Below are 11,532 nucleotides of genomic sequence, written 5' to 3' on the forward strand. Positions count from 1 at the left end.
GTCAATGCCGGCGCCACTCAGCACCGCGACCGTGTCTCCCGGCTGCAACCCTTGGTCGAGCAGCCACTGAGCCATGCTTCGGGAACCGCGGTCAGCCTCGCCGAAAGTCAGTTCGGCCCATGCGCCGGCGCTGGTCTTGGCACGTAGAAAGGCGCGATCCGGATGGCGTTGCGCGGCCTCTTCGAGCATGGCGATGACCGAAGCACGCGGCTTGGCCAGCGGCAGCTTGGAGCGCAGCAGGAACGAACCGTCGCGCAGGATCCGGCAATCGACCCCGGGCGAGGGCAAACGTTCAGCGAGCCGCTCCGGCGCTGCCGGCGGTGCGTGTCGATGGTACTGGGCGTTGTCCACGCATCCCTCGGATGACAGCTCGTTGTGCCCATCTTACGGGGCCGCCACACGGCCGTCGTCGTCAGAAATGACGAAGCTGGTTGAAGCAAAATGCCGCGAGCGAGTATGGTTTGGCGCCAATGAAACAGCAAAGTCAGTTCGCCGCGGACCGACAGCAGCCGGTGCTGGCTTTGAAGTGCCGGCCACCGCTGCCGGGCACGCACGAAGTCAACCGCTCGCAGTTGTGCGACGAGATCTTCGCTGCCGGCGGTGCCCGCATCGTAGTGATTCGTGCCGCTGCGGGTTTCGGCAAGACGACGGTGATGCGGCAGGTTCATCAGCGCTGCGTCGCTAGCAACCTGCCGTGCGTATGGCTGACGCTGGATTCGGCGGACAATGACGTCGGGCGCTTTCTCACAGCGCTGGCAGTGGCATTGGCCGGAGCCATTCCCGCTCTCGGCGCGGATCTGATTGAGTCGGGTGCCGATTCGGCGTTGGTCGAGCTCATCGAGCACATCGCCGCGCACCCTCAGCCGTTCTTGCTGTTTCTGGATGAGTTCGAGTCGCTGGTGAATCCGGCGGCATTGGGCCTGGTGCGACAGTTGATCGATCATCTGCCACCTGGCGCGCAAATCGTGATCGGCTCACGCAGCATTCCGGCGCTCGGGTTGGGACGATTGCGTGCCCAGGGTAAGTTGCTCGACATCGAGCCGGGCCAGCTGCGCTTTTCCATCGACGAGGCCAGCAACCTGTTACGCGAGCAGAAGCAGCTGCCGTTGACCAACGAGCAAGTCGCACGCCTGCATCAACGCACCGAAGGCTGGCCTGCCGGATTGTCGTTGGCATCGTTGGCGCTGGAGCGAGGCAGTGGCGACGCCAGCTTGATCGACGACTTCTCGGGCTCCGACGCAGCGATTTCAGATTTCCTCGCCGAGGATGTGCTGGCACGGCAGCCCGATGACCTGCGCGTGTTTCTACTGGAAACCAGCGTTCTGAGCGAGTTCACGCCGGCGCTGTGTAATGCGGTCTGTGGGCGAGACGATGCGTTGGCTGTGATCGATCGGTTGGAGCGTGCCAATCTGTTTCTGATTCCTGTCGACCGCGAGCGCGGCATCTATCGCTATCACAGTCTGTTCGCCGAATTCCTGCGAGGACAGCTGGAGCGGGAACATCCTTCTAGAGCACGTGTCGTGCACTTGGCGGCGTCGCATTGGTACGAACAGCAAGAGCGGCCGGTGCGAGCTATCGAACATGCCTTGCAGTCTGGCGATCTAGAGCGCGCGTTGCCGTTATTAGCGCGACACGCTGAACAGTTGCTGATGGATGCTCGCATGCGCATGTTGGCGCGATGGTTTGGCAGCGTGCCGCCGGCAGCGCTCGATGCATATCCTCAGTTGCGACTCATCCATGCGTGGGTACTGAGTTTCGTGCGCGGTCCGCGTGAAGCACTGACATTGCTCGATGACGTGGAGCGCAATAGCCCAGCGAATCCGGCCTTTGCCGAGTACACGTTGGGGCTGCGTCCATTGCTGCTATCGTTGATGGATCGGCCTGACGATGCTTATGAGCGAGGCCGCGAGAATCTACCGCTGCTGCCCGAGCACGCCACGTTCTCGCGTCACATGCTGCTGATCGCGCTGGCGACAGTCTCGATGATTCGGGGCAGTTTCGATGAAGCGCAGTCGTATATCGAAGAAGCACGGCGCACGCAGACAGCCGCAGTTGCCATGTTCAGCGTCGCGGTGACCGAATCCATCGAAGGTGCGATGGCATTGATGAGCGGCCGGCTGCGTGATGCCACGTTGCGCTTGCGAGCCGCGCTCAATCCCGACACGAGTTCGCCATTGCGCAACGTCAAGGCCAACGCCATGGCGGGCATTTTGATGGCCGAGACATTGTACGAAGCGAACGAGCTGGTCCAGGCGGAGCGTCTGCTGAACATCTATGCGCCGTTGATCAAGGATGGCGGCCTGGCCGATCAGATCATCAGCGGTCACGTGCTGCTCGCGCGCATCGCTGGTATCGGCGGCGACGCGGAACGGCACTTTCAGATCACCAAGGAACTGGAGCATCTCGGTCATCGACTCGATTTGCCCCGCGTGGTGGCGAGTGCCAAATTGGAGCGCGCGCGCTATGCGTTACTCGGCGGCAGCATCGACGTCGCAGCCGCCGAACTCAACGCGGCCCAGGATGATCAGTTGTGGGAGCGCGTTTCACGTTCGGCCACTGCAGGCAACGATGCGGACACGTTGGAGATCGGCCAGCTTCGACATTTGATTCGTAGTCAACGCGCGGATACTGCGTTACCCCGGCTCAACGAAGCATTGGCACGGGCCGAGCAGCGGCAACTTCGGCGACGCGTGTTGAAGCTTCGCATTCTGCTTGCCGAGGCTGCGCAAGCGACGGGGCAGGGCAAACTCGCCCGGTTACATATGGGCCAGGCGCTGTCGCTGGCCGCACCGGAGGGATTTCGCCGGACGTTCCTGGATGAAGGGCCGACGGTGCTGGCCGTGGTGGCGGACTGGCTGCAACGGAGCCGCGATCCGTCGGATGGCCGGCGAGTCGCTGAGTTCGCTCAGGCATTGCTGGGGACGACACCCGTGCAGAAGGCCAGCGCGGCGGCAGGTGGCGGTCAGCCGACACCGAGTGAATTGCTGACGCCCAAGGAGATCGAAGCTCTGCGGCTGGCCAACGAGGGCCTGTCCAACCGGGCCATCTCCGAAAAGCTGTTCATTTCCGAGTCCACCGTCCGCACTCATATGCGGAACATCAATACCAAGCTGGACGTCCACAGCCGCACCCAGGCTATCGCGGTGGCCCGCCGGCACGGCCTGCTCACCTGAATCGTCAATTCTGACGACGAGATTACGCGGGCAGTCCCGCAAACTCCCCATCGACGCCGCAGCCCGCGAATTGCCTCGCGCGCCGGATGGTCGCCGGGAACGCGATGACTGCCCAAGATTCCACCGCTTCTTCCTACACGCGCACGCCGTACCTGGTCGTGTATCAGGTGCCTCGTGGGGCGGCGAAAGAAGTGTATGGCTCGGTGGGCGAACACGTCGCTTTACAGGCGCAGCTGTTGCGTGGGCGGGCGGAATCCAAGTCCGTCATCGTCGCCATGCATCCCATCGGCTCGCAGGCCTATCTGCCGATGTTTCCGGCGCTGGCGAGAGCGGGTCATCACGTCATCTGCTGCGCCAACCGTTACACCAACGGCGACGCCTCGCTGCAGTTTGAAAATCTGTTGCTCGATCTGGCTGCCTGTGTGCGCGATGCTCGCGAGCGGCTTGGTTACGAAAGAATCGTGCTCGCAGGTTGGAGTGGTGGCGGCAGCTTGATGGCGGGCTATCAGGCTGAGGCCGAGCAGCGCCGGATCGTCAAGACCGCAGCCGGTGAGTACACGCCGCTGGTCGACTTCGAGTTACCCAAGGCTGATGGCTTGATGCTGCTTGCGTCTCATCGCAGCAGGCACCATCTGCTCACCGATTTTCTCGATGCGTCTATCGACGATGAGAACGATCCCGAGCGTCGCGACGCACGGCTGGATCTGTACGACGCTGCGAATCCCAATCAGCCGCCGTATGACCGCGGCTTTCTCGAGACCTATCGCGCGGCTCAACTCAAGCGCAACCGGAAGATTACCGATTGGGTGCTGGAGCAGCTGGAAACATTGCGTCGCCAAGGCCGCGACAGTGACGAGCGCGCCTTCATCGTACACGGCACGATGGCTGATCCGCGCTGGCTGGATATTTCCATCGATCCTAATGAGCGCAAGGTCGGAAGTTATATCGGCGATCCGCGCGCGGCTAACAACAGTCCGGCGGCGTTGGCTCGATATTCATCGCTACGCAGCTGGCTGTCGCAGTGGAGCTATGACTACGCGCAGGTAGACGCTGTCGATGCAGTGGCACGAATCACCAAGCCCATTCTGGTCGTGGTCAACGGTGCCGACGATGCCTGCCCGACGACTCACACCGATGCGATCTACGCGGCCATCGGTCACGAGCGGAAAGCGCTCCACACAATTGCCGGCGCCAATCACTACTTCAGCGGCGCGGGACAGAAGGCGCGCTTGGAACAAGCGGTGGCTCTCGTCAATGGCTGGCTGACTCAATATCAACTCGGTGCCTCATGATTCATCACATCGCCATCGCGCCCAAGAACTTCAAGGTCTCGCATCATTTCTACACCGAGGTGATGGGCTTTCCGCTGGTGAAGGTGGTCAAGCGTCAAGCCATGGGCGGTGAGACGGCGGGCTGGACCAAGCACGTGTTCTACGACACCGGCGGCGGCAGCTTGTTCGCGCTGTGGGATCTGCATCTCACCGAGCTGGAAGGCGTCGAGTGGAAGTCGTCGTGGTCCTCGGGCCTCGGCCTGCCGACCTGGATCAATCACATCGCGTTCCAAGTCGATACGCTCGAGCAGCTGGAAGAGAAGAAGCAACGCTGGCTGGCGCATGGCCTGCGTGTGAGCCAGGTGACGCACGAGTTCATCACCTCGATCTACACGCTGGATCCAGACAAGAACATGGTGGAGTTCACGTTGCCGACTCTGGATCTGACGCCGGGTGACATCGCCGAAGCGCATCGGCTGGTGGGCGACGATTCGCCGGCCACCATTCCGGAATATCCGGCGGAGATGTTCGAACCTGCCAAGCGCCCTCGGTAGTCGCAAATGCTGTTGAGTGAAGAGCAGTTGATGGCGGCGGAAAGTGCACGGGTGTTCTGCACCGAGCGCGCTCCCGTGCGACAGCTGCGTCACTTGCGTGATTCAGCGAACGTCGACGGCTTTGATCGTGATACGTGGCGGGAGATGGTGGATTTGGGCTGGGCGGCGATTCCTTGGCCGACCGAACTGGGCGGCTTGGACTTCGGCTATCGCAGTCTTGGTGTGATTACTGAAGAGACTGGTCGCACGCTGTTGGCGAGTCCGCTGCACGCAACGGTGTGGATGGGCGGCACGGCTTGCCAACTCGATAGCAACGAGCGTCGACGAGCGGAGTTTCTTCCGAAGCTTGCCCGAGGTGAATTGCTCGTGGCGCTGGCGCTGGAAGAGTCTCATCACCACCAGCCTTACGGCTCGAATCTGGCCGCTGTGCGCTCCCGCGCCGGCTTTCGACTCAGCGGGCACAAGACTTTTGTGATCGACGGGCACGTTGCCGACAAGTTCATCGTCGTCGCAAGAACGTCGGGTCGCGGCGGTGAACGTCACGGCCTGACGGCGTTCTGGGTGGAGAGCGACGCGCAGGGTGTGTCGACTCAGCGCATGCACTTGGTCGACTCACGCAACGCCGCCGAAGTTTCCTTCGACGACGTTGTAGTCAGCGCCGATGACGTGCTCGGATCAGTAGACGGTGGTGCCGACATCATCGATAGAGTGCTCGACGCCGGTCGCATCGGTGTCGCCGCCGAAATGCTCGGCAGCTTGCAGGAATGTTTCGACCGGACCATGGCGTACCTGCGCGAGCGAACCCAATTCGGCGTGGCCATCGGCTCGTTTCAGGCGCTGAAGCATCGCGCTGCCAAGTTGTACTGCGATGTCGAGCTGTCGCGTTCATGCGTGGCGAGCGCGCTGGTTGCGCTGGACGATCCCCAACAGGCAGATCGCGTCGCTCGGTTAGCGAGTGCGGCTAAGGCAAAAGTCGGCGACACATTTCGTCAGGTCGCACTCGAAGCCGTGCAAATGCACGGTGGCAACGGCATGACCGACGAGTTCGATATCGGTTTGTTTTTGAAACGAGCAGCAGTGGCCGACGTGCTGCTTGGCGACGTGCGCTTTCACCGCGACCGCTACGGAACGCTGTGCGGCCATTGATGGATTCGATTCACGAACCTCGAGACCTCCGATGAGCAATTCCGGGACATTGACGACGCTGGTAGAGCGTTCGCTGCGCCATCTCAACGAGCGCACCACGGATCAGTCCGATGCGACGATGGAGTTGCCCGTGTCGGACTATCTCGACGACGCGATCTGGCGGCGAGAGATGGACGCGCTGTTCATGCGCCGCCCGTTGGTGCTCGGCTATAGCGCTGAACTCAAGGCGCCCGGTGACTATCGCGCGCTGACGATTCGCAAGATTCCGCTGCTGTTGGTACGGGGCAAGGATGGCGTGGCGCGTGCGTTTCTCAATGCTTGTCGCCACCGAGGCACTCAGTTGCTCGACAACGGCTGCGGACATGCGATGCGATTCGCGTGTCCGTATCACGCCTGGACCTACGATTCGCAGGGTGCTCTCGTTGGCATCTACCAGGAGAAGTTGTTCGGCGACGTGAACAAGAGCGAGCGAGGACTTACGCAGCTCAGCTGCGTCGAGCGTGCTGGCATCATCTGGGGCATTCTCACGCCGGGCATTCCGCTGGACATCGACGCGTGGCTGGGCAGCTATCTGCCCGTGCTTGATGGACTGAAGATTGGCGAATGGCACGTGGCTGAGCGTCGCTCGCTGCCGGGCCCGAATTGGAAAGTCGCGTTCGACGGCTACATGGAAGGTTATCACTTCAATGTGTTGCATCGGCCGTCGGTGGGCAAAGACACCAAGGGCACGATGCTGGGCGATCAGTTCGGCTTGCATCAGCGCCTGATATTCGCTCGCGAAGGACTGCGTGGGTTCTCCGATCCGACTGCGTTGCCGGCTGTCTCGGATGCGGTGTTCCCGGTGCATATCATCTATCCGAACGTTTCGATTGCCGGTGGCTATCACGACCAGATGTTGATTTCGCAGATCCTGCCGGGCGACACCATCGACACTTCGATCACGTTGATGACCATCCTGAGCCGCAATCCGGTCGAGAACGACGACAAGCAGCGCGAGCGCATGCGCAAGTACGCCGACTACATTCAGGCGGTGATTCGCGACGAGGACTATCTCGCGGCGGATCGCATTCAGGCCACGTTGTCGTCGGGAGCGAATCGAACGTTCCTGATCGGGCGCAACGAGTACCCGCTGCAGCACTTTCATCGTTGCCTGAAACAGCACCGCGACTCGGAACTGCCGCAGGCGGAATGACGGGCACATGCGAAGTTGGTCTGTCAGTGAGGTCGGAGAGCTGCCGCAATCCATGCAGTTGATTGCGTCGCCGACTCCTGTTGTCTCGGACGGCCAGCTGTTGGTGAAAGTGCATGCCTGCGGCGTCAACTTCGCTGACGTGCTTCTGTGTCGTGGCGATTATCAGCGGCGGCCGGTGTTGCCGTTCACTCCGGGTCTGGAAGTCTGCGGTCAAGTAGTCGATGCCGGCCCCGGCGGCGAATCGTTGATCGATGTCCGAATCGCTGGGCCGACGACGCTACCCAGCGGCGGACTCGCTGAGTTCTGTCTCGTGCCTGCATCGCAAGTTCATCGCGTGCCGGAGCGCATGACAAATACACAAGCAGCGGCACTCACCGTCAGCTACGAAACTGCGTGGTTCGCCTTGTTCGATCGAGCCAAGGCGCAGCCCGGTGAAAGCGTACTCATCCATGCCGGCGCCGGGGCTTTGGGAACGGCTGCAATTCAACTGGCGCGGGCGGCAGGATTGAAAACATTCGTGACTGCTGGCGGACCTGACAAGAAACGAGCATGCCAGGAGCAAGGCGCGGATTTGGTGGTCGACTATAGCAACGAGGACTTTGTCGAAGTGCTCAAGCAGGCGACGCAGGGGCGAGGTGTCGACATCGTGCTGGATTCAGTCGGCGGCCAGGTGTTCAACGATTCGGTGCGAGTCATTGCCAATCGCGGTCGCATCGTGGTGCTCGGCTTCAGTAGCGGCACCATCCCGTCGTTGGCGGTGAACCGGTTGTTGTTGAAGAACTGCAGCGTGTTGGGCATGCAGGTCGATTGGTTTCGCGCCAACGATGCGGCTGCGGCACGACGATGTCGCGAGGAGTTAAGTGCCCTGTTCGAGCGCGGTGCTATCGTTCCGCCGGTGGGGCGTGAGTTCGATTTCGCTGCCGCTCCGGAGGCACTGCTGGCCATGGCGTCGCGCTCCACGATTGGCAAGTCGGTGGTCGTCGTCAGCGGGAGTAGTGGCTCATGAGTCCCCAAGAAATCGATGCACTGGCTCGGCGCTTGTTCGCGGCTATCGCGGCGGGCGATGCGGACACAGTGGCCGATTGCTATCACCCCGACGTGCAGATCTGGCACAACTATTCGGGCCGGGTGCAGGTGCGCGACGAGAACTTGAAGATGTTGCGCTGGCTCAGCCGCACCGTCGTCGGCTTCCAGTACGACGCCGTCGAACGCACCTGTTTCGAGGGCGGTTTCGTGCAGCGTCATGTGCTTCGTGGCCAGGTGGGCGATGCGTCCATCGAGGCGCCGACCTGCATGGTGGGGCAGGTTCGTGACGGCAAGGTTTTCAGGCTGCACGAATACATGGATAGTGCTCATATCGCGCCGCTATTGAGGCGCTAATAGGGAACCCTCATGAGCACTGCCGCCTCGTCCGCCACCACGCCCTTGCCGCTGCAAGGAGTGAAAGTTCTGGAGCTGGGATCGCTGATCGCCGGTCCCTATGCGGCGGCCTTGTTTGCGCAGTTCGGTGCGGACGTGATCAAGATCGAGCCGCCGGGGCAGGGCGACCCGCTGCGCAAATGGCGCAAGCTGCATCAGGGCACGTCGCTGTGGTGGTACGCGCAGAGCCGGAACAAGAAGTCAGTCGTGCTCGACCTGAAGAGCGAAGAGGGGCGCGACATCGTGCGCCAGCTGGCGGCCGAGGCCGACATCGTTGTCGAGAACTTCCGTCCCGGCACCTTGGAGCAATGGGGCATCGGCTGGGAACAGCTGTCGGCCATCAATCCGGGACTCATCATGGTGCGCATCTCGGGCTACGGCCAGAGCGGACCACGCCGGGATCTGCCCGGGTTTGCGGCCATCGCCGAAGCCATGGGCGGATTGCGTTTCGTCACGGGATTTCCAGATCGGCCACCGGTGCGGTCCGGCGTCAGCATCGGTGACACGCTGGCCTCTCTGTACGGCGCACTCGGCGCGATGGTGGCGCTCCATCATCGCAATACCAACGGTGGCAAGGGACAAGTTGTCGACGTCGCTTTGTACGAGGCGGTGTTTGGCGTGATGGAAAGCTTGATGCCCGAGTTCTCGGCGCAAGGGTTCGTGCGAGAGCGATCCGGCGCGAGCTTGCCCGGCATTTCACCTTCCAACACCTATGAATGCGGCGACGGTCAGCATGCCGTGATCGCCGGCAATGGCGATGCTTTGTTCAAGCGGCTGATGCAGGCCATCGGTCGCAACGATCTCGGGACTGATCCCGCGCTGGCTCACAACGATGGCCGCGTTCGACGTAACGACGAGCTTGATGCTGCCATCGGTGCATGGACGGCTCAGCGCGGCATCGATGAAGTAGTGAGTGTGCTCGAACGCGCCGAGGTGCCTGTCGGCAAGATCTATTCGGCAGCCGATATCGCGACTGATGAGCACTACAAGGCGCGCGGTATGTTGGAGCAGCACACGCTTGCGGATGGCCAACAACTGACGTTGCCCGGCATCGTTCCCAAGTTGAGCGCGACACCCGGCCGAACCCGTTGGCTCGGGCCGACGCTGGGCGAGCATACGTCCGAAGTGCTGGCGGGGCTCGGCGCTGCTGCGAAGGAGAGTAAGAGGTGAGTCAGGCAGATCGGCAGCGCGTCTTCATTCAAGAGGTGGCAGTTCGCGACGGCTTTCAAATCGAGCCGCGCTTCGTGCCCACCGAACAAAAGATCGCGCTGATCGATCGTCTCAGCTGCAGTGGCCTCGCCAAGATCGAGGTCACGTCGTTCTCCTCGCCGAAGGCCATTCCGATGCTGGCCGATGCCGAATCGGTGATGCGAGGGATTCAACGAGTGCCGGGCGTTGAGTACGCGGCGCTCGTGCCCAACCTGCGCGGCTGCGAGCGTGCCTTGTCGTGCAACGTCGATGAGATCAATCTAGTCATGTCGGCGAGCGAAAGTCACAACCGTGCCAATCTGAGCATGGGCTGCGACGACTCGCTTGCTCAGTTTGCCAGGATCGTGCCCGTCGCCCAATCGGCTGTGGCCCAGAGGCGCGTCGCTATCAACGCTTCGCTGTCTACCGCTTTTGGCTGTCCTTTCGAAGGCGTCGTGCCACAAGCGCGAGTGCTCGCCCTGGTGAGGCGCTTCGTCGATTTGGGAATTACACGGGTGAGTCTGTGTGACACCACTGGCATGGCGAATCCCACCCAAGTCGAGCAGTTGTTCTACGCAGTCCTGCGCGAGTGGCCGCGCCTGCAAGTGACTGCGCATTTTCATAACACTCGCGGTATGGGGCTGGCGAATGCGGCCGCAGCTTTGCGAGTGGGCGTGCGTCATTTCGATGCCTCGCTCGGTGGGCTCGGCGGTTGTCCCTTCGCGCCGGGTGCTACCGGCAACGTCTGCACCGAGGACCTGGTGCATATGTTTGAAAGCATGGGATTCGACACGGGCGTGGATCTCAGCAAGCTACTTGATGCGGCCGCCGATCTGTCTGCGCTGGTCGGGCACGATGTGCCAGGGCAAGTGTTGAAGGCGGGGCCGTGGACGCGACGTTATCCGTTGCCTGAATCGGCCGTCGCCCGTGTCGGTGCCCCCGCATGAGTTCGAGCGAGCTGGAAACATTCCGGGCCGAAGTGCGCGACTGGCTGGAACGCAATTGCCCCATGTCCATGCGCACGCCGCTATCGCCGGAGGAGGTCGTCTGGGGCGGCCGTCGCGAAACCTTCACCAATCCCGACGCAAAGCTCTGGCTGGACCGCATGGTCGAACGCGGTTGGACCGTGCCGCGTTGGCCCAAACAATACGGCGGTGCCGGGCTCGATGCTGCCCACGAGCAGGTGCTGCAAGACGAACTGGATCGCATCGACGCGCGCCCGCCATTGGTCGCTTTCCCACTGTGGATGTTGGGACCGGCTTTGCTGGAGTTCGCCGACGAGCAGCAGAAGCAACTTCATTTGCCTCGGATCGCTCGCGGTGAAATCCGTTGGTGCCAGGGATATTCCGAACCGGGTGCGGGTTCCGACCTCGCTGGTGTACAAACCCGCGCCGAAGATCGCGGCGATCATTACCTGGTCAACGGCAGCAAGATCTGGACGTCCTACGCCGACAAGTCCGACTGGATGTTCTGTCTGGTGCGTACGGATCCATCGGCGCGCAAGCAAGAAGGCATCGGCTTTCTATTGATCGACATGGAATCGCCCGGCATCAGCGTCGCGCCGATTCGTTTGATCAGCGGTGCATCGC

The 11,532-nt window shown here is 61.8% G+C and carries 11 protein-coding genes; 10 read left to right on the forward strand and 1 reads right to left on the reverse strand.

Going from position 1 to position 11,532, the window contains the following annotated elements:
- A partial coding sequence (locus tag JNL55_RS09180) for an AMP-binding protein (RefSeq protein WP_293852287.1) occupies positions 1–351 on the reverse strand: 351 nt, incomplete at its 3' end.
- A 119-nt stretch (positions 352–470) separates the two neighbouring features.
- On the opposite strand from JNL55_RS09180, the gene JNL55_RS09185 reads away from it, so the two are divergent.
- From JNL55_RS09185 to JNL55_RS09230, 10 genes are all read left to right on the forward strand, one after another.
- Positions 471–3,173: a LuxR C-terminal-related transcriptional regulator gene (locus JNL55_RS09185; protein WP_293852289.1), complete on the forward strand. Its 2,703-nt coding sequence runs from the start codon at positions 471–473 to the stop codon at positions 3,171–3,173.
- A 104-nt stretch (positions 3,174–3,277) separates the two neighbouring features.
- The gene (locus JNL55_RS09190; protein ID WP_293852291.1) at positions 3,278–4,465 is read left to right on the forward strand and encodes a hypothetical protein; all 1,188 of its coding nucleotides are present in this window, start codon (positions 3,278–3,280) and stop codon (positions 4,463–4,465) included.
- Positions 4,462–4,998: a VOC family protein gene (locus JNL55_RS09195; protein WP_293852293.1), complete on the forward strand. Its 537-nt coding sequence runs from the start codon at positions 4,462–4,464 to the stop codon at positions 4,996–4,998. Before JNL55_RS09190 ends, JNL55_RS09195 begins: the two co-directional genes overlap by 4 nt.
- Before the next feature lie 6 nt (positions 4,999–5,004).
- Complete coding sequence (locus JNL55_RS09200; protein WP_293852295.1) at positions 5,005–6,144, forward strand: acyl-CoA dehydrogenase family protein; 1,140 nt, start codon at positions 5,005–5,007, stop codon at positions 6,142–6,144.
- Positions 6,145–6,175: 31 nt separating this feature from the next.
- Complete coding sequence (locus JNL55_RS09205; protein ID WP_293852296.1) at positions 6,176–7,336, forward strand: aromatic ring-hydroxylating oxygenase subunit alpha; 1,161 nt, start codon at positions 6,176–6,178, stop codon at positions 7,334–7,336.
- 7 nt (positions 7,337–7,343) lie between these two features.
- On the forward strand, positions 7,344–8,342 hold the full coding sequence (locus tag JNL55_RS09210; RefSeq protein ID WP_293852298.1) for an NADPH:quinone oxidoreductase family protein: 999 nt from the start codon (positions 7,344–7,346) through the stop codon (positions 8,340–8,342).
- The gene (locus tag JNL55_RS09215; protein ID WP_293852300.1) at positions 8,339–8,716 is read left to right on the forward strand and encodes a nuclear transport factor 2 family protein; all 378 of its coding nucleotides are present in this window, start codon (positions 8,339–8,341) and stop codon (positions 8,714–8,716) included. Before JNL55_RS09210 ends, JNL55_RS09215 begins: the two co-directional genes overlap by 4 nt.
- A gap of 12 nt (positions 8,717–8,728) precedes the next feature.
- Positions 8,729–9,925, forward strand: coding sequence for a CaiB/BaiF CoA transferase family protein (locus tag JNL55_RS09220; RefSeq protein WP_293852302.1), 1,197 nt, complete (start codon positions 8,729–8,731; stop codon positions 9,923–9,925).
- Complete coding sequence (locus JNL55_RS09225) at positions 9,922–10,890, forward strand: hydroxymethylglutaryl-CoA lyase (protein WP_293852304.1); 969 nt, start codon at positions 9,922–9,924, stop codon at positions 10,888–10,890. The genes JNL55_RS09220 and JNL55_RS09225 overlap by 4 nt, the downstream gene beginning before the upstream one ends.
- Positions 10,887–11,532 (forward strand): acyl-CoA dehydrogenase family protein (locus tag JNL55_RS09230; RefSeq protein WP_293852306.1); only part of this gene is annotated, 646 nt, incomplete at its 3' end. The genes JNL55_RS09225 and JNL55_RS09230, both read left to right, overlap by 4 nt.

This window comes from Steroidobacter sp., assembly GCF_016790065.1.
GTDB lineage: Bacteria > Pseudomonadota > Gammaproteobacteria > Steroidobacterales > Steroidobacteraceae > Steroidobacter.